This is a genomic window from Bacteroides intestinalis DSM 17393 (assembly GCF_000172175.1).
Lineage (GTDB): Bacteria > Bacteroidota > Bacteroidia > Bacteroidales > Bacteroidaceae > Bacteroides > Bacteroides intestinalis.
The window spans coordinates 579,373-597,985 of the sequence record NZ_ABJL02000007.1 but is presented as its reverse complement, the minus strand read 5'-3'; the positions used below and the strand labels follow the sequence as shown (position 1 = coordinate 597,985).

The 18,613-nt window shown below is 43.7% G+C and carries 13 protein-coding genes; 10 read left to right on the top strand and 3 right to left on the bottom strand.

Going from position 1 to position 18,613, the window contains the following annotated elements; translation table 11 throughout:
• The first annotated feature begins 2 nt into the window (after positions 1–2).
• Together BACINT_RS06205 and BACINT_RS06200 are read left to right on the top strand one after the other, a co-directional pair.
• Positions 3–1,547, top strand: coding sequence for a hypothetical protein (locus BACINT_RS06205; protein ID WP_044154803.1), 1,545 nt, complete (start codon positions 3–5; stop codon positions 1,545–1,547).
• A 7-nt stretch (positions 1,548–1,554) separates the two neighbouring features.
• Positions 1,555–2,070, top strand: a complete 516-nt coding sequence (locus tag BACINT_RS06200; protein ID WP_130069980.1) for a hypothetical protein — start codon at positions 1,555–1,557, stop codon at positions 2,068–2,070.
• A gap of 260 nt (positions 2,071–2,330) precedes the next feature.
• On the opposite strand, the gene BACINT_RS06195 is transcribed toward BACINT_RS06200, so the two are convergent.
• Positions 2,331–3,668 (bottom strand): VapE domain-containing protein, encoded by a 1,338-nt coding sequence (locus tag BACINT_RS06195; protein ID WP_007661446.1) that lies wholly within the window; start codon positions 3,666–3,668, stop codon positions 2,331–2,333.
• Positions 3,669–4,010: 342 nt separating this feature from the next.
• Here BACINT_RS06195 and BACINT_RS06190 point away from each other — a divergent pair, with 342 nt between their 5' ends.
• On the top strand, positions 4,011–4,649 hold the full coding sequence (locus BACINT_RS06190) for an HU family DNA-binding protein (protein WP_007661444.1): 639 nt from the start codon (positions 4,011–4,013) through the stop codon (positions 4,647–4,649).
• A 73-nt stretch (positions 4,650–4,722) separates the two neighbouring features.
• Here BACINT_RS06190 and BACINT_RS06185 read toward each other — a convergent pair whose 3' ends face one another.
• A complete protein-coding gene (locus BACINT_RS06185) occupies positions 4,723–5,997 on the bottom strand; it encodes a DUF2851 family protein (RefSeq protein WP_007661443.1) in 1,275 nt (424 codons plus the stop codon).
• Between the two features lie 96 nt (positions 5,998–6,093).
• Here BACINT_RS06185 and dapB point away from each other — a divergent pair, with 96 nt between their 5' ends.
• The 4 genes from dapB to BACINT_RS06165 are packed head-to-tail and all read left to right on the top strand — an operon-like array spanning position 6,094 to position 9,978.
• On the top strand, positions 6,094–6,855 hold the full coding sequence (gene dapB / locus BACINT_RS06180) for a 4-hydroxy-tetrahydrodipicolinate reductase (protein ID WP_007661442.1): 762 nt from the start codon (positions 6,094–6,096) through the stop codon (positions 6,853–6,855).
• Between the two features lie 27 nt (positions 6,856–6,882).
• The gene (gene lepB, locus BACINT_RS06175; protein WP_007661441.1) at positions 6,883–8,355 is read left to right on the top strand and encodes a signal peptidase I; all 1,473 of its coding nucleotides are present in this window, start codon (positions 6,883–6,885) and stop codon (positions 8,353–8,355) included.
• Positions 8,356–8,364: 9 nt separating this feature from the next.
• A complete protein-coding gene (lepB, locus tag BACINT_RS06170) occupies positions 8,365–9,300 on the top strand; it encodes a signal peptidase I (protein ID WP_007661440.1) in 936 nt (311 codons plus the stop codon).
• A 45-nt stretch (positions 9,301–9,345) separates the two neighbouring features.
• Positions 9,346–9,978, top strand: a complete 633-nt coding sequence (locus BACINT_RS06165) for a WbqC family protein (protein WP_007661434.1) — start codon at positions 9,346–9,348, stop codon at positions 9,976–9,978.
• Here the strand turns inward: BACINT_RS06165 and BACINT_RS06160 are convergent.
• Entirely contained in the window at positions 9,970–12,843 is a 2,874-nt protein-coding gene (locus BACINT_RS06160; RefSeq protein ID WP_007661433.1) for a ligand-binding sensor domain-containing protein, read from the bottom strand. The two genes, BACINT_RS06165 and BACINT_RS06160, sit on opposite strands and share 9 nt — an antisense overlap.
• Positions 12,844–13,263: 420 nt before the next feature.
• Between BACINT_RS06160 and BACINT_RS06155 the strand changes: the two genes are divergently transcribed.
• Genes BACINT_RS06155 through BACINT_RS06145 form a run of 3 tightly spaced genes read left to right on the top strand, consistent with a single transcriptional unit; the run spans position 13,264 to position 18,580 of the window.
• On the top strand, positions 13,264–16,332 hold the full coding sequence (locus tag BACINT_RS06155) for a SusC/RagA family TonB-linked outer membrane protein (RefSeq protein ID WP_007661432.1): 3,069 nt from the start codon (positions 13,264–13,266) through the stop codon (positions 16,330–16,332).
• 26 nt (positions 16,333–16,358) lie between these two features.
• Positions 16,359–18,128 (top strand): RagB/SusD family nutrient uptake outer membrane protein, encoded by a 1,770-nt coding sequence (locus BACINT_RS06150; protein WP_007661431.1) that lies wholly within the window; start codon positions 16,359–16,361, stop codon positions 18,126–18,128.
• A 47-nt stretch (positions 18,129–18,175) separates the two neighbouring features.
• On the top strand, positions 18,176–18,580 hold the full coding sequence (locus BACINT_RS06145; RefSeq protein ID WP_021967871.1) for a hypothetical protein: 405 nt from the start codon (positions 18,176–18,178) through the stop codon (positions 18,578–18,580).
• Positions 18,581–18,613: the final 33 nt, after the last annotated feature.

The following is an 18,613-nucleotide window of genomic DNA, read 5'->3' as shown; positions in this document are numbered from 1 at the left end:
CAATGAAACGAAAAGGAAAAAAAACTATCTTTGAACGTGTCAGACCGGAGTTCATGCTTGTGTTTGAACAGAGGCTCGGGAAGAAAAAGACAAATTGCTATATGGTTACCCTGATAGGAGAAAAAGACTATATGAAAAAGCACGGAAAAAAAATGAAAACAATGCGTCATATTCCCGATAACCATGCTTTCACCGGAATATGGTACAAGTCTTATCCGAGCGGACGCATCCAATCGGCCTATTATTATACCAATGGCAAAAGAACGCACAAAATCTTCCGGGCCGGATGCCAGCAACAATCTGACTATTCGAAAGACAACGACTTCCTTTCCATCAGTCTGGTAGACCGTTCCTTATCAGCTTCCAGTTATTCTATCGACTGGGAAAATGATGTCTACTATTGTGCCTTTTGTGGCTTGTATCATACATACGACGGTGGCGGATGCGAAGTCTTGATTGAGTATTGTACCAGATGCGGACAAAACGTTGACGACTGCAACTGTTGCTATTATTGCGGGAATGATCCGTGTACTTGCAATGTGTGTTTCGTATGTGGAAGCGACCCTTGCACTTGCTATTCCCAATGCCCCGATTGTGGACACGATCCTTGCATCTGTTGTCCGGATTGCCGTAATTTTCCCTGTACTTGTTGTCCTAATTGCGGCAATGATCCTTGCATTTGCGATGATGAAAATACAGAGCCGGACAATCCGGATGACTGTAATGGTCCCAAATGTCCGGAGTGTGGAGGACTGATTATGGATGGCATAACCACAAGGGCGAGTGTTTCTTGTCCAATATGTGATGGAAAAAGATGTCCGGTTTGTGAGAAAAGACACTGTAAAGAAGTCCATAGCAACTGTGATCCAATCCCTGCTTCCGGCAAAATCAAAGCAAGTGCGAACACTATGTATAATACGATGAAGAATACCTATCCTGATGGTCCCGAAACATTTGCTTTCAGTGATTTTGAGAATCTTCTCAGAACCAATGGACATAATGAAAACTCTATCGGCCTGTCTTATTATTCGGATGAAGAGGTGTATAGACTAAGGGAGTTAAAAACAGGTAATTCTCCAACCAGTGTCAAAGTCACTATATTTACTACAACTGTGGCTACCATACATAATCATCCTAACGGTACTCCACCGTCCGGAATCGACTTCTTGAATACAGCCAAATGGGTGTCTGATAATAATGTTTATTCAACCACGTATGTCTATACCACCAATGGTAATTATGCACTATATATTGAAGATGTCCAAAAAGCAAAACTGTTTTATTCTAAATATTCGAACTGTCTCTCAGATACAGAAACAAAGATGTTTAAAGCAGAATCCGATTTAGATAAAAAATGGGAAAGTATCTATAAGGAACTAAAAGGACTATCCGATACCGACAGACACATGATGTCGCTTGCCGAATTAGCCGAACAGACTAATTCAGGGATTCGCATATTGAAAAGTGAGCCTTCAAGCAGCAACTCTTTCGGATTATACTATACCCAAACGATTGATGATAAAATTATACCGTATAACTGTAAATAACAAACTTATGAAAAATTTAATTCTCATTTGGTCACTATTGGTGGCATCCATATCCGCTTTTGCACAGGACAGATATATATCCTTGCAAGAATGCAATAACGATACGTTAGAATATATAAAAACTAATTTTACAGAGAAGAAAATAGAAAAGTATATCAATAAACCGTTCGGAATATTTGCAGATGATTTTGAATTAAAATTCTATTATATAGGAAGTTCTAGGAAGGATTGGAAAAATTCGGGAGAAATAATAGGTATAAAAATATCATATTGGGGAGATGACAAGTTTCATCTTATAAAGAAATTTCCAATATATTGTTGTTTTATCAAATTTTATGAACCATACCCAGATAGTGCCGGGATTGCAGAATACGAATTTAAAAACAGAGTAGATCAAAATAAAGCCATAAGGGGATATCTCCGTGATTTCATTATAGAAGATATGGAATTTATATTGTTTTACAACAATGGAGATACCTCTAAAGATAAATTTTGGTATTGGAAAGGATTAGGATTTGATTAAAAATTTATATCATTGCTGTCCACTAAAAAAGTGGATAGCAATGACTTTATATATAAAATGAATAGCAAACGATAACATTGGGTCGGTATATAAGCAAATATATCAACTTGACTAAAAGTATATATAGTTTTAGGGAGCACAAGACAAATTTGAGTTGTTTTTCTATTTTCAGTTGTTCATTGTCAGCTTTGTTACTATTGAAAACAGAAAAACAACTTTATCAAGCATGAATGCCTACTCGTGCATTACCTTTCCATAACCTATTTCTCTTCCTGCAGTTCTTTCAGCCCTCCCCGAATCCCCCTATTCATCGGCTTTCCGGCTGAAACATCCAGTCTTCTCACCACCTCGTACACATTGCCGTATTCGGTATGTCTCCTTTTCAGTCCCGCCCGAAGCAATACTTGCCCGAAGCGCATAGGGTTACTGCCTCGCATGGCGGCAGGGTTGGCCGTCTGCAATTCGCTGAAAATGTCGGTAGCGGTCAAGTCAAGGCTCTTTTCATGGGCAAGCGGGGTGCGGAACCGGGAAGCGAGTACCTCTTCAACAAGGCTGGTGCGGTAGAACTTTTCGTTATGTCTTTGCAATTCTCCCTCTTCTTTCTTGGTGAACCAGTTACGTCGTCCGGCAGACAGTTCAGCTTTCAGTTGGGCAAAAATCTGGTCATGTTCTATGTGGGTACAGTCAATATCATGCTTCACTTCCACGCATAGGAAACGGCGGCTGCCCGTCGGGTCGGTGAGTAGGTCGAAGCGGTTGCTTGTGCCGATAAATGAGGCCACGCGGGGCAGTTGCCGGAAATTCTGCTGATAGGCCTTGCGGATGTTGAGGGCGGACATCTGCATCAGGTTCTTCAGCAACGGCATCTTGTTTTCGGCGTATTTATCAAATTCATCCATGTTCAGCAGTCCCATTTCCGCAAGGAGCCTTTCGGCTTGTCCCTGCGAAGTGAGTTTCAGGTTGTCGGTGTAGTAACGCATCAGCACGTCGGGCATCAGTGAGCGGCAAAAGGTACTCTTCCGACGCCCCTGCTCCCGGCTGACGAGAATGGGCGCCACGCTATTGGCATGCAGAACGGACTGATCCATCCATTGCGAAGCAAGCCCCAGCATCCATGTGTGGAAGCCTTGTACCCACAACGGACGGCAGGAAACGCGTAGGGCAAGTGCGGTCAGCCGGTCACGCCCGTCCCAGGCGGGCAGTTCGTCCATATAAAGGTGAAAGGGATGATAAGAGGCGATATAGGAAGAGTAGACGTAGCGGCTCAGGTCCTTGTCCCAGCAAGGGATGCCTTCGTCATGCGCTTCAATGCATAAGGCGTTCAGTTCACGCTTGCCGATTGGAGTAAAGGGAACGGTACGTTGTCCGGCGGGGCGGAATTCGGTCTCATCCGTCAGCAGGTTGTAGCGGAAGTCGTAACGGGATGTCAGGAATTCCTTTACATTGCGGGTCAGGAGCGAAGTCGCATTAGCGGCATGCTTCGATGTTTTATGTTTTGTTTCCGGTTTTTCCGTTTTCAGCTTTTCAGCAATAGTCAGTAGTTGGCTTGCCTCGCGCAAAAGTCGGTGTTGTTGCAATAACGTTCGATTCTTCTTCATGATGTTTTTTGTTTTCTTTTAATAGTTAATAGTATCGGCTTGTCGAGCTTGATGCTACGAAGTTACTATGCGGAATAGGGGTTTTGCAAGCTTTTCCCTACTATTTTTGTCACAAAGACGCTTGCAGAAAAAGATAGGGATTTTATACGTGCAACCCGCTTATTTTAGTATCTTTGCATGCTTCTTTATAAATGACCGACCGAAGTCATTCGATCGAACGACCGGAGTTATCCGACCGAACGACTGGAGTTGTCCGATCTTCCGACCGGAGTGGTTCATTTACAAGCGAACACCTTTGGCACAATAAAGTAAGGATATTAACCGCATAAAGAGATAAGACTTATGTCAATAGTATATGATTGGTACGAGAACCCCAATGCTGAGGGTGATCCGGAAGAAAGGGGATTGCATCCCCGCCCGTTGCTTAACGGAAAAGTGACAATGAAACAACTGTATGCCCGCGTGCATGCCCGCAGTTCGCTCACGACGGGCGATGTGATGAATGCGATAGATTGCCTGACGCAGATTTGCGGTGAGGAGTTGCGCGAAGGCCGTGAGGTACACATTGAAGGTCTGGGGTATTTCTCCCCAACACTGGAAGCTACGCAGAAAGTAACCCGCAGCACACCGAACAAGCATCTGAAGGTACGGCTGAAAAGCATCAGCTTCCGTCCCGACGTCAATCTGAAAAGTGCGCTGACAGGCATCACGGCCACCCGGAGCAAATATACCCGCCACTCCCAACGCCTCTCGGAAGTGGAGATAGACATGCGCCTGAAAGAGTACTTCACCGAACATGACGTACTGATCCGCTACGATTTCCAGAATCTGTGCGCTATGGCACGTACCACCGCCAACGGACATTTGAAACGGCTACAGGAGGAAGGCAAACTGATAAACGTGGGGCGACGTACGCAACCCATCTACCGCCCCATGCCGGGATATTACGGCATGTCGCGGGATGCAGAGGTGAAGCGGTGAAAAGAAAAAATAGTTTCAGCCGGAGCACCGATGAACAAGGAGCTCCAGCAGGAACTGAAAGAACAGAACCCTCTTATTTCTGTCTCAGATACTCAAACCCAAAGCGGCAGCGCAAACAGTCTTTCTTATCGCAATACTCTTTCTGAAGCTGCAACAAAGCCTGCGAATCAGCAGCAGTAGATACAGGTAGCCCTGCCCCACTCCAGTGGCGGATGATATGATTATCTTCCGCTTTCAGACTTTCAAGAAACCCCGTAGCCCGTTCGCAAAGCAGCTCATCGGCTTTATGCAGACCATAGGCGTACAAGAAAGGAATAACAGTATTGATAATAATCAGGTTCTGAGCATTCTTCCCCACTTGCTTTTCACGGGAGGAAGATACTTTCCGGAAATTGAAATGCTCTTCCCAATACGGAGAGGTAGTGACAGTCAGTAGTTTCCGGACAGCCTCCAGCGTATCCGCTTCCATAATACGTGAGAATAAAGACCGTTCTTTATAATATAGATTTGCCAACTGCGCCAGGCGGACATGGGGAAAATTGCCGGGACGCAAACGGAGAAAACGCCATTGAGTGGCGGTCATCGGAACTGATAGTTCAAACTTATGCTGCAAGTAGCGAAATTCCTTCTGCAACTTCAGATAATACCCGTCCGCATCCGGTAGTTCCTCATCCAGCAATCCGGCTTGTCCAAAAAAGAAGGCTTCTACCTGGAAAAGATCATCCCGGTGCTTATCTATCGCACGAAAAGGCAGACGGCTGGCCCATGCTTCAAAAGCATCTCCATTCAGACCGAAACCAAAGTTACGAGCTAAAGTGATAAAGAACACATCTTCCCAATGATTATTGCATCGCTCCAACCGGGTGGCAATCACACGCGCTTTCTGCTCGAAACGTTCCACCTGCAAAGCGGAAAGCCAGGAATGGACTGTCAGTTTCGGAAGAGAAGACAATATAGAATAACAAGGAGGATAGATTTCCGCATGGCTCAGTTCATCATAACGCTGACGGACGGGGTCAGGACAGGGTAGTTGCAGTTGTGGCACCGGTACTCCATTTGCGCGAAACACCTCACAATCCACTGTTTCCGCTACGTGCAGAATGACATTGTCATAGGCCGCATCTTTATCGTGACCATGCCTCATCCAGTCGGATGCCAATGTATGCACTTCGATGTTTCCCACCCAAAGGGTACCGCCGATTTTTAGTTTGGCATTGAAGAAGTCGGGGCCTGCGTTTGTGTTCGGTAGTCCGGCATTTATCACTTCAACCGGTTCGCCGGTAGTAGTCTGGAGCATCTTTAACGGAAAGATTTTATGCTTCCACACATAATGCAATAGTAGTTCCATTGTTAACAAGAAGTTAATGTACGCAACAAATGTAAGAAAAAGATTATCTTTGCGACCTATAGAACGTTGATAAAGTGAATTTAATCAGAAGAAAAAATGAAAATAGCATTAATCGGTTACGGTAAAATGGGTAAGGAAATCGAAAAGATTGCCCTCAGTCGCGGACACGAGATTGTCAGCATCATCGACGTAAACAACCAGGAGGATTTTAACTCGGACGCTTTCAAGAGCGCAGACGTTGCCATAGAATTCACAAATCCTATGGTAGCCTACTCCAATTATATAAAAACCTTCGAAGCCGGAGTGAAGTTGGTTTCCGGCAGTACCGGATGGATGGACAAACACGGTGAGGAAATCAAAAAACTTTGTACCCAAGGAGGCAAAACGCTGTTCTGGGCATCCAATTTCAGCTTGGGCGTGACTATCTTCTCTGCCGTGAATAAGTATCTGGCAAAGATTATGAACCAGTTTCCTGCCTACGACGTGACGATGAGTGAAACACATCACATCCATAAACTGGACGCACCAAGCGGTACAGCCATCACGCTTGCCGAAGAGATCCTGGAAAACCTGGACCGTAAAGAACGCTGGGTGAAAGGAACCATGCAGGCACCGGATGGAAGTGTTTCCGGCTCTGCCGAATGTGCCGCCAATGAACTACCTGTCAGCTCTATCCGCGAAGGTGAAGTACCGGGTATCCACGTAATCCGTTATGAGTCGGAAGCAGACAGCATCATACTTACGCACGATGCCAAGAACCGCAAAGGTTTTGCGCTGGGGGCCGTACTTGCCGCCGAATTTACTGCCAATAAGGAAGGTTATCTGGGAATGAGCGACTTGTTCCCTTTCCTGAAATAATAAACAGACCATAAACAACAAGCTAAAATGAGAAAAGCAACTCGCGCCCAATGGGTTAAATTCGCAATCGTCACCGTACTTTACCTCGCTTTCCTGATATGGGTGAAAAGCTGGCTGGGATTGATCGTCGTACCTTTTATCTTCGACATTTACATCAGCAAAAAAATCCCTTGGGGCTTCTGGAAAAAATCAGAGAACCCGGCTGTACGCAGCGTGATGAGTTGGATAGACGCTATCGTGTTTGCACTGGTAGCTGTTTACTTCGTCAATATCTATGTATTCCAGAATTACCAGATACCTTCTTCTTCACTGGAGAAATCATTGTTGGTAGGCGATTACCTCTACGTCAGCAAATTAAGCTACGGTCCACGCGTGCCCAATACACCATTGTCCATGCCGCTGGCTCAGCACACCCTGCCACTGGTAAATACTAAATCGTACATAGAGTGGCCCCAATGGGACTACAAACGTGTTCCTGGTCTGGGTAAAGTAAAACGGAACGATATCGTAGTCTTCAATTTCCCTGCGGGAGATACCGTAGCCACCAACTATCAGCAAACGGACTTTTATTCTCTCGCCTACAACGAAGGGCAGCGGATGTATCCGAATCCCGTAAATATGGACAGTCTGACGCGTAAGCAACAACGTGCCGTTTACGATTTGTACTACAATGCCGGAAGAAACCTGATACTTTCCAATCCTAAAATGTATGGTGACGTTGTAGTCCGCCCTGTAGACCGCCGCGAAAACTATGTAAAGCGTTGCGTCGGATTGCCGGGAGATACGCTTGAAATCAGGGATGCCCAAGTTTATATCGACGGGAAGCCTCTTGAAAATCCGGAAGACATGCAGCTCAACTATCTGGTACAGACCACAGGTCCGTACATCACAGAAGATATGTTCCGCGAACTGGGCATCAGCAAGGACGATCAGGCAATGGTTACTAACGAAAGCCTGTTGATGGAGATGGGATTAACTCACCGTGATGCACAAGGACGCCTGGCTCCTACCTACGATCTGCCGTTGACAAAGAAAATGTTTGAAACGCTATCGGCTAATAAGAAACTGGTCAGCCGTATCGTCATGGAACCGGAAATATTCACCGGTCAGATGTATCCGCTGAATCTCTACACAAAGTGGGATCGCAATAACTACGGTCCAATCTGGATACCGAAGAAGGGGGCTACCATCAAACTGACCGAGGATAATCTGCCTATCTACGAACGTCCTATCAGAGCATACGAAGGCAATACGCTGGAAGTAAAAGAGGACGGTATCTACATCAATGGTAAAAAGACAGACGAATATACCTTCAAGATGGACTATTACTGGATGATGGGTGATAATCGCCACAACTCTGCCGATGCCCGTTCCTGGGGATTCGTTCCGGAAGATCATATCGTAGGCAAGCCGATTGTAGTTTGGCTGTCACTCGATAAGGATCGCGGCTGGTTTGACGGTAAAATCCGTTGGAACCGGATATTTAAGTGGGTAAAGTAAGCGCCTGAAATGAAAAAGGCATGGAAGATAACGGGAGCAATCATCGGAATAATACTCGTTGTAGTGTTACTCCGGGGTTGCGTTATGACTTCCTACCTTATTCCCTCATCGGGTATGGAGAACTCCCTGTTTCAAGGAGAACGTATTCTGGTAAATAAATGGAGCTATGGGCTGCGCCTTCCCCTCATGGCGTTGTGGAATTATCATCGCTGGGGAGACAGTCCCGTAGAAAAGGAAGACATTATCGTCTTCAACAATCCGGCTAATCTTTCAGAGTCTGTCATTTCCCGACGTGAGGTATTCATCAGCCGTTGTATCGGTGTACCGGGAGATACGTTGCTGATAGACTCCCTGTTTTCCGTCATTCCATCGGAGAAGAATGCTCCCGACCAGAAGTTCCTGTACGCCTATCCCCGGAAAAAGGAGAAGCAGCTTGATTCATTACTCACTCTTCTTTCCATTTGTGATAATTGCCTGATGGGACAGGATAGCATAAAGAATGTACGTAGTTTCAGCCGTTACGAATATTATCTGCTGGAACAAGCCATGAACGGAAACTGCTGGATAAAACTACTGGATAAAAAAGACTCCATAGAGGCCTTACGTCCGCTGATTGTTCCCGGTAAGGGAAAAGCCGTACGTGTATATCCGTGGAACCGGACTCTGCTACGCAATACCTTGGTGTTGCATGAGAATAAACAAGCCGAGATTAAAAACGATACCTTATATATAGAAGGTAAACCTGTGCAACATTGCTACTTTACCAAGGATTATTACTGGGTAAGTGCTAATAACTCCATCAATCTCTCTGATTCCCGCCTGTTTGGCTTTGTCCCTAAAGATCACATTATCGGCAAAGCCTCGCTCATCTGGTTTTCCAAGGAGAGCGACACCGGGCTGTTCGGGGGATATCGCTGGAAACGTTTTTTCAGTCCTGTACAATAGAAAAAGGAGAAATCGTAAGAGAACTAACCAAAGAATGAATTCAAAATGAAAACCGTATATCTTTCTTCCGCCTATCTGGCACCCATAGAATATTATGCCAAGTTACTGGCTTATGACAAGGTCTTTATCGAGCAGCACGACCATTATGTGAAACAGACCTACCGCAACCGCTGTACCATTGCAGCACCGGACGGTGAATTGGTGCTTTCCATCCCTACCGTCAAGCCCGACACCTTGAAATGTCCACTAAAAGACATCCGTATCTCCGATCATGGTAACTGGCGGCACCTGCATTGGAATGCTCTTTCATCCGCTTACAATCATACTCCTTTCTTTGAATACTACAAAGATGATTTCCAGCCTTTCTATGAGAAGAAACATGAGTTTTTAATCGATTTCAACGAAGAATTATGCCGTCTTCTCTGTTCACTGATAGATATACAGCCGGACATGGAGCGTACCAATATGTACAAGATCGACTTTACACCCGACGAAGATGATTTTCGCGAACGAATTCATCCGAAGAAAGATTATAAAGAGGAAGACCCGGACTTCATTGTCCAGCCTTATTATCAGGTCTTCCAAGAACGAATCGGCTTTCTGCCTAATCTCAGCATCGTCGATTTACTGTTTAATATGGGACCGGAGAGTTTACTGATATTGCAACGTTCATTTTGAGAATTTCTGTAGGAATTCTGCAAGGTTCTCCCCTTCTTCCACTCCCAGCTTCTTACGCAAACGGTAACGGCTAATCTCTACCCCTCGCAAAGAGATATTCAGGAGTGGAGCTATTTCCTTAGACAGCAAATTCATCTGAATATAAGCACAAAGCAACTTATCTTTGTTATTCAGTTCCGGATATGCCTTTTCCAGTTTACGGAAGAAATCATGATGTACAGAGTCGAAAGTACTTTGAAATGCTTGCAAATCGTCATCATGCTCAATATTCGTATCGATCTGCCCCAACAACCGGAGTGTCTTCCGGCGAAGGGATACAAGATTCTCCTCACTGATGGAATGAGAAATACCCAGCACTTCCCTCTTGATATCCAATAAGATTTCATTCTTGCGCACAATATTCAAAGTGGTACGAATCAGTTCCTCCGATTTATAACGTAATTCTGACTGCAGGTTTTCTTCTTTCAGGATATCTATCTTCTTATCTTTCAGTTCGCTTTCTTTCTTAAACTCTTGTTTCTGACGATAAAGTTCCAGTTCTTTCTGCATCAGCAAGCGCTTGCGGCTATCGGCAATACGATAATATATATAGTAGAGCAAGCCACTTAACATGACAGCATAGATCAGATAACTCCACCATGCACGATACCAGGGAGGCAATACCTCAAAAGCAAAACTCGTAATCACCGGTTCCTGATCTTTATCTGTCATCAGCTTTACACTAAATACATATTTCCCTTCGTGCAAACCTGTAAATTCCTTCACGCTATTCTCGCTATACTCACTCCATTGACCTTTATCACTACCATTACTGAGGCGGAATGAATAAAGGGATGCCTGGGAAGGATCATAGGTATTCACATTGTACTGAATACGAAGAGAGTTGTGATGATAAGGAATAATCACCGGTGAATCATCATACCGGTAACTACGCCCATAGATCAACGAGTCACGTTGTCCGGTCAGATATACCCGACGAATCTGCAAAGACAATGGCGTAACATCCGTAGTAACCGGAGAAAGACTTACCAATGAGAAACCTTCTTCTGTGCCTACTACCGCCTGATCATCACATATATTTACACTCTCATTATTTTCAATCAACGAACCTTTCAGAAAAGACTCATGAGGATTCTTATAATAAGTATTTTTCATGGCATCATAGCGCAACAGTTTCAATGCTCCGCCCACTACATACCACATATTATGCGAAATATCTGTAGTAAGATAAGTATAGGAAGTCTTCCCATCCAATAAAGATTCCAGCTCCGAATACTCTTCCAAGCTATCCGTAACCTGATTATAACGCCATAAGCCATAGTGTGACACCACTACGGTTTCATTGTTTATCTGAGCCAGGCAAGCATCATATCCCGTAGGAAAAGAATGGTTATTATAGTTCTTCAAATTTATGACTTCTTTCAAGTCATCAGACAGTTGAAGGCGACAGACACCTCTATCCTTATTAGTAATCCATAATACATTACCTGTTTTCTCAGCCAAAAGACTTTTTGCAGAATAGGTAAAGTTCCGAAGCCGGCCGGCTACTTTCCACTTTCCGGATTCCTTCTGCAACAAATGTAGTCCGCTATATTTGCCATATGTTCCCACAATCAACACATCCGGTCGGTGGCTGAGAGATACGAGCAGACGCGTCCCCCTCAAGCCATCCAGATGTTCCACATTAGCACCATCTATTACAAAAATGCCATTATCCGAAGCACAGAACAGCTTATCATCATGATTCAGAAACGACCACACCTGACCACCCGTACCAGGAATAAACTCCATTGGTATCGTCTGATTCAAATCTACAGAAGGCACGGTATAATACAGTCCCTGGTTGGTTCCTAAATATAGTTTATCCCGATAGAGATAAGAAGTGTATCCCGAACCTATAACCGGCTTGTTGCCATATAAAGAGGATATACGAGAATTCAAATGAATATAGTCAATTCCATTATCCAGTCCTAACCAAAGATTTTCCTGTGTATCAAAAGCCATACTAAGCACTGTTTTATTCTGTAATCCGCTACTAATAGATATGACATCGATCTCATTTTTTTCAAGATTCAATAAGCACACCCCGTCTTGTACAGAGCCTATGGCCAACAAAGAATGATTAAGAGCTGCACAAAACACACGGTTTTTCTTCATGAACTCATCTGCCGCACAAGTATATTTCTCGATCTTTTTACCATCATAAGTAAAGAGTCCGTTATAGCGGGTAGCTATCAGAACCTTACCGTTATAAGGTAACAAACTGGAAATTCTTCCCAATATCTCCGAACCGGGTACTACAGTGAAGTCTTTCCCATCAAGAATGAGTAATCCTTCGGCAGCGCCTATATAAAATTTATTGTATACGATAGAAGAAGTATATATTTCACCGCTACATTCCAGATACTCCAAATGGTCATTTTCCCAATAAAACAAGCTACGATCCGACTGAAAACAGATTCGGTTTTTATCCTGCAGAATATTCCAGATAACACCTATAGAAGAGTTAGGAGGCAAACTATCCGAAAGACAAGTATAATCTAACCCTCCCAAACGATTCGGAGTAAAATAGCCAAAACGACCGATTCCACCGATGTAAATCCGTCCGTCATTTCCTATTTTCATAGCACGGGCTTTTACATTATGCATGGGATAAAGATTCCATCCAGCGCCATCAAACTCCAACAGTCCATTGGTATTGGCCACATACATCCAGCCATTTTCATGTTGGTGTAACCCCCAATTCTGATTACCGGCTTTATAAGCATGGCGTGTATAGTTTGTTATCGGCCGTTGCCAACCGGCACTCAATGATGAGCACAATAAGAGAAGAAAAAAGAATGTAGCATACGTCTTTAGTTTCATAGCGGTCAACTTTTGGTTTCGTAGAAGCAAAGATAAGATCTTTCTGATGAATAACACTCTATTCTTTGAGAAAAAGAGAAGTAGTCTTTTAAACTCAAAACATCCATTTATATAATTAATAATCAATACATTAATTTTACGCAGAGAAAGTATTGATGTAGTCAGCAAGCAATACTGATGTAGCTAAGATGTAGCCATATTTCCAATGCGAGTATGAAAGACCGATATATTTGCCATCACTTTATAAAACGATTTAGAAAAGCATATTAACCATTAAAAGAGAAAGGACGCCTATGAAGTAATACTTATGAATCACACATCTTAAAGAGGGGCATATAAATCCACTTCCACCTTAAGAAGTAAAAGCCCTCAGTTCTTACATGAAATTAACCTTTTATTATTCATTTAAATTTAAGCTATATGAAACATTTTTTGGTATTCCTATTAGTCTTTATTGGTATCGGAAGCGTCTCGGCACAGCAAGCCAAGATTACCGGTACGGTAAAAGATAACACAGGAGAAACGATTATCGGCGCTAATGTCACCATCAAAGGAGGTACAGGTGGTACTATCACAGACATTGACGGTCATTTTAGCATTGATGCCTCAACAAATGCCACTCTTGTGATATCCTTCATCGGATACACTACACAAGAGGTTGCCCTGAAAGGCAAAACAAATATCGTTGTAACCCTCAACGAAGACTCACAAGCATTGGACGAAGTTATAGTGATTGGTTATGGTACCCAGAAAAAGGTTAACCTGACCGGGTCGGTATCAGCAGTGAAGATTGATGAAGCAATTGCCAGCCGTTCCATTTCCAATGTATCCTCCGGGCTTTCCGGTTTAGTGCCGGGATTGGTGGTAAACCAATCTACTGGGTTTGCAGGTTCCGATGGAGCATCACTGAAAGTGCGCGGTTTAGGTTCTATCAATAACTCCGACCCGCTCATTGTAGTGGATGGTATGCCTGATGTTGACATCAACCGTATCAATATGAATGATATCGAAAGCATTTCCGTATTGAAAGATGCTGCTTCATCAGCCGTTTACGGTTCGCGTGCTGCTAATGGTGTTATTCTGATTACCACCAAAAACGGTCTGGGACAGAGTAAGGCAAAGATTACTTATAATGGTTCTTATGCCTGGGCAAGCCCGGTAGAGTTCTACGACTACATGAATGACTACTCTCGCGCACTAACTATGCACATGCGGGCTGCCGGCACAGGAAACAGTTCAACCAACTTCCGCCAAGGAACAGTGGAGCAATGGATGGCCATGAGTATGGTGGACCCTATTCTGTTTCCCAACACCGACCAATTTGATGAGATGTTCCGCACAGGTGGTACACTCAACCAGACTATTTCGGCTTCAGGTGGTTCGGACAAAATGAATTTCTACGCATCAATCGGTATTATGGATCAGAAAGGATTGCAGATTCATAATGACTACAGCCGCTACAATATGCGTTTCAACCTGGATTATAAAATTCGGGACAACTTTAAAATCGGTATGAAGTCAGACGGCCAATGGTCCGAAACAACTGCTCCCCGTGGAAGTGGTTTGGAAAATGCCGGTTTGAAATATGCAGTATCTGGTATATTGAACAAGCATCCTGAAACGGGCGAATATGGTGGTGCCATGGCTTATGGTGAAAACTCTGCTGCCGGTAACGTAGCTGCCGAATATGAAGCATACCGTACAACTACCTCCCGCAAGGAATTCAATGGAAATGCTTATGCGGAATGGGAACCTCTGAAAGGCCTGAAACTGAATGTAAGCTATGCATTGAGATATTACAATCAATTCTCAAAAGCTGTTCAGAATCCTTTAAAACAATGGAATTTCCAGAGTAATACGGTAGCCCGTGAAATGCCGGACAACGGAGGAGATGGTATTACCGACTCTAATTATGAAGGGTATAAAACATTATTCCAAGGTAGAATCAGCTATGACCGTGAAATCGCTCCGGGACATCACATCACTGTAATGTTCAATGCTGCTGAAGAATTCTGGTCTGATCGTCAACTCGGCGCCTGGAGAAAAGACAGACTCCATTCAAGCCTCGAAGAACTGAATGCAGCCTCAGCTGCACAACAAACCAACTGGGGTAGATCCGAATCAGAAGGCTTACGTTCTTTTATCGGTCGCGTTAATTACGCAATGTTCGACAAATATTTGTTTGAATTCAATTTCCGTTCGGATGGTTCTTCCCGTTTTGCCAAAGGGCATCAGTGGGGTTTCTTCCCCTCAGGAGCAATCGGCTGGCGTATTTCTGAAGAAACATTCTTCGCACCACTGAAGAAAGTTATCAGCAATGCCAAGTTCCGTGCTTCTTACGGTACATTGGGTAATAACTCCGGTGTAGGCCGTTATGAACAAAAGGAAACGATGAAAACGACTAATTACATCATGAATGGTAAGCTAGTACAAGGATTCAGTGCCAGTAAAATGATCAACCAGGATCTTTCCTGGGAATCAACACGTGTCATCAATGTGGGTCTGGACCTTGGTTTATTCAACAACCAACTGACGGCTGAACTTGATTGGTACGATCGTTTCACCACCGGTATGATTCGTGGCTCCAGCATTTCTTCTATCCTTTCCGGATATGACGCACCCCGTGTAAATATCGCCGACTTGCGCAATCGTGGTATTGAAGCCAATATTACTTGGCGTTCCAAAGTTGGAAAATTGGATTACAGCATCAACGTGAATGCTTCTTACAATGTGAACAAACTGGAAGAATGGGGTGATCATCTTGACAGAGGTTGGACAGCATTAAACATGCCTTATCACTTCCTGTATATTTATGAGGCCTACCCCGGATTGGTACAATCTTGGAACCAGATCTATAATGCTCCCTATCAAGGTAACTATACCGCACCCGGTGACATCCTGATTAAAGACCTGAATGGCGACGGACAAATCGATGATAAAGATAAAAAAGCATGGAAAGATAAGTATCGTGAAACTCCACTCGGACAATTTGGCATCACTCTGACAGGAGGATATAAAGGTTTCGATATCCAGGCATTGTTCCAAGGTAGTTATGGTCGCGCAGACATGTGGTTGGACGATCTTAATAATGTAAGTGTACCCTCCGACCGTTATGCTTTCCAGAGTTTCCACTGGAATGACACCTGGTCATTGGATAATCGTAATGCTTCCATGCCAAGGCTGGTTACAGGTAGCGGAGGCTCCTATAACAGAACGGAAAGCACTTTCTGGGCGGAAAACATGAATTATGTACGTCTGAAAAACTTGCAGATAGGTTATTCAATCCCAACCAAGTTACTGAAAAAGATTTCATTTGAACGTGCCCGTATTTATCTATCTGCAGAAAATGTTTTCACAATAACCCCGTGGAAAGGTGTTGACCCGGAGAAATCTATCAGTAGTTGGAATCAGCAATACAATAGATCGGATGCCAATGACCTCTATCCTTTGGTTAAAACCTATTCTATCGGTATTAATGTTGAATTTTGATAACCACCTTAAATTAGAAAACGAATATGAAATACATTAAGTATATATTATTTGCCGGACTGGTCGGAACAATGTCATCTTGCGTAAGTGATTTACTGGACAGACAGCCGACTACAGAAGTATCTTCAGACCTCTTCTGGAAAAGCACAGATGATGCTTTGTCATCCACTTACGGGGTCTACAATGCTATCCGTGACTTGTATGCTACCGATTATTATTACGACGGACAGGGTGAATTTCAAAATACCCGTGGCAAAAGTATCGGAAGTATCACGGGATGGAGTCCTGCCGCCTGGGTAACAAGCGGATTTTCATCTATGTGGAACAATGCCTATAAAACTATCAACCGCGCTAACTTTACTATCCAGAACATAGAGCGGATGATTGAAATAGAGGGGAATGCCACCACCCGGACTTCTCTAGAACGCATCAATGCTGAAAACTATTTTCTTCGCGCATTAGCTTACTTCCGCCTGATTGAGAACTGGGGTGATGTGCCTTACTATCGCCATGTACTCTCAGGAGATGCTGAAGCTTGTTCTTTGGAACGTATTCCTATTGCAACCATCAAGGATGATATTCTGCAAGACTTGCAATATGCTTACGAGAAACTGCCTGCAAGCGTAAGTGGTGGCGAGGCCGGACGGGCAACTCAAGTAGCTGCTTTGGCTTTCAAAGGTAAAATAGAGCTTTACTGGGCATCTTGGAAGAAAAACGGTTGGCCGGAACTGAAAGATTTCCAGCAAAGCACAAGCGAAGCTCAGGAATACTATAAACGAGCTGCCGCCGACTTCAAGAAAGTGATCTATGACTATGATCTGAAACTTTTCGGCAATGGTGACCCGGGAGAGTATCAGACTCCCAACTATTGGAAGTTATTCCAATATGACAATGAGTATTGCCAGGAAATCATATTTTCTCTTCAATATGGAGGTCCTAACTTGGGTGACGGCCAAGGAGAAAGCTTATTACGTGATTTCGGAACACGTTCTACAGCCAATGCGCAATGCTGGATTATGCCGACTAATCGCCTGGTAAACCGTTATCAATCGACTATTACAGGAGATTTCTTACCTGAGTTAATCTTAAACAATCAGGAAAATCAGGAAAACGGCGCATGGAACCGCAAAAGTTACGAAAATCGTGACTGGCGTATGAGAAGTACTATCTTATGGAATGGTGAGAAAATGATTAAGGTAGCTCTGGACGGCATGTCCATTGGTGATAGCCTGACTTGGATGTTTGGAGTTAGAGGCGAAGAATCCAAAGGCTTTATCAATAACGATGCCAGCAGTCAGACTGGTTATATCTACCGTAAATGGGTACGCCAAGTAGGTATTGCCGAACGTACACAGGGTCCTCAGGATTTCTATCTGATGCGTCTTGCTGACGTCTACCTGATGTATTGTGAAGCCGTAAATGAAACAGATGGTCCATCACAGGAATTAGTAGGATTAATCAACCAAATCCGTAACAGAGGCAACCTGCCGGGATTGAAAGAAAGTAAGTATGCTAATAAAGAAGAGTTCTTTAAGGCTATCGAGCAAGAACGCATCGTAGAATTAGCTACCGAAGGGCATCGTCCGTTCGACATCCGCCGCTGGAGAAAAGTCAACGAAATATGGGGTGAACCGAATAGTGATGGGCAGACGCTGTATGACACTAAAGGAACCAGACTCCGTGACGAGTTCAAAAATGCTTCCGAACGCGACTTCCAGAAATACTATATTTATCAGATTCCGGAAGGTGAAAGAAGCCGTAATCCGAAGTTGGCTCAAAATACCCCATGGTATTAATACTCAGCTTGAAAAACAATACTTATTTAAAACAAGAACGAACATTTATGAAAAGTGTATATAGAATACTAAGTCTTTTGTTTGTATGCCTCCTGATACAAGCTTGCGGGGACGCCCCGTTGGATGACAACAATTTGTTGATTACCGACAGTGAAGAATGCTATATGTCCAACTTCGAGTTGAGAGGTCCGGACGATCGTAATGTATTGGTTGAAACCAATATTCAGGATATAGAAACAGATGCCACGAAAGGTATAGTTACAGCTGTAGCCAAATTCGGAACCAATCTGAAGCATGTTAAACCTCACTGTTCTGTAGCTAAAGATTGCATTGTAACCCCTTCTATGGGTTCATGGATCGACTTTAGTCAATCACGTGAATATACGGTTATTTCGGGTAACCGCCAGGTGAAGAGGACTTATACTATTACTGTAGCTTTACAGGGAGAATAATTTTAAACAGTATCAACTTTAAAAAAGGAGACT

Excerpts from the sequence above, each read along its gene's own strand:
- BACINT_RS06205 (WP_044154803.1), top strand. The coding sequence starts at position 3 with ATGAAACGAAAAGGAAAAAAAACTATCTTTGAACGTGTCAGACCGGAG.
- BACINT_RS06200 (WP_130069980.1), top strand. The coding sequence starts at position 1,555 with ATGAAAAATTTAATTCTCATTTGGTCACTATTGGTGGCATCCATATCC.
- BACINT_RS06195 (WP_007661446.1), bottom strand. The coding sequence starts at position 3,668 with ATGAAGAAGAATCGAACGTTATTGCAACAACACCGACTTTTGCGCGAG.
- BACINT_RS06190 (WP_007661444.1), top strand. The coding sequence starts at position 4,011 with ATGTCAATAGTATATGATTGGTACGAGAACCCCAATGCTGAGGGTGAT.
- BACINT_RS06185 (WP_007661443.1), bottom strand. The coding sequence starts at position 5,997 with ATGGAACTACTATTGCATTATGTGTGGAAGCATAAAATCTTTCCGTTA.
- dapB (WP_007661442.1), top strand. The coding sequence starts at position 6,094 with ATGAAAATAGCATTAATCGGTTACGGTAAAATGGGTAAGGAAATCGAA.
- lepB (WP_007661441.1), top strand. The coding sequence starts at position 6,883 with ATGAGAAAAGCAACTCGCGCCCAATGGGTTAAATTCGCAATCGTCACC.
- lepB (WP_007661440.1), top strand. The coding sequence starts at position 8,365 with ATGAAAAAGGCATGGAAGATAACGGGAGCAATCATCGGAATAATACTC.
- BACINT_RS06165 (WP_007661434.1), top strand. The coding sequence starts at position 9,346 with ATGAAAACCGTATATCTTTCTTCCGCCTATCTGGCACCCATAGAATAT.
- BACINT_RS06160 (WP_007661433.1), bottom strand. The coding sequence starts at position 12,843 with ATGAAACTAAAGACGTATGCTACATTCTTTTTTCTTCTCTTATTGTGC.
- BACINT_RS06155 (WP_007661432.1), top strand. The coding sequence starts at position 13,264 with ATGAAACATTTTTTGGTATTCCTATTAGTCTTTATTGGTATCGGAAGC.
- BACINT_RS06150 (WP_007661431.1), top strand. The coding sequence starts at position 16,359 with ATGAAATACATTAAGTATATATTATTTGCCGGACTGGTCGGAACAATG.
- BACINT_RS06145 (WP_021967871.1), top strand. The coding sequence starts at position 18,176 with ATGAAAAGTGTATATAGAATACTAAGTCTTTTGTTTGTATGCCTCCTG.